Raw genomic sequence first — 278 nt, 5'->3', positions numbered from 1 at the left:
GGCACGTCGCCCATCTGCATCGGCATGTAGTTTCTGATCGCTGTCTTGCCCAGACAGGCCTCGATCGCCTCGACGAAATCGAGCAGCCGCACCTTGTCGGAATTGCCGATGTTGACGACGCGCCAGGGCGCCACCGGCGACAGGCTGTCGCCCGCGGGCACCACCCCATCCGCGGGCCGCACCGGCACCGCATCGATCAACAGCCGGATCCCGCGCACGAGATCATCGACATAGGTGAAGTCGCGATACATCTCGCCGTGGTTGTAAATGTCGATCGG

Annotated in this window: 1 pseudogene; it reads right to left on the bottom strand. The window is 63.7% G+C overall.

What is annotated here, in order from left to right:
• Positions 1–278: pseudogene (locus FBT96_RS19095) on the bottom strand (UDP-glucuronate 5-epimerase); the annotation flags it as partial.

The organism is Rhodobacter capsulatus, from assembly GCF_005144475.1.
In the GTDB taxonomy this organism is placed as follows: domain Bacteria; phylum Pseudomonadota; class Alphaproteobacteria; order Rhodobacterales; family Rhodobacteraceae; genus Rhodobacter; species Rhodobacter capsulatus_C.
The sequence above is the reverse complement of the archived record's forward strand: the minus strand, read 5'-3'. Positions and strand labels throughout refer to the sequence as shown.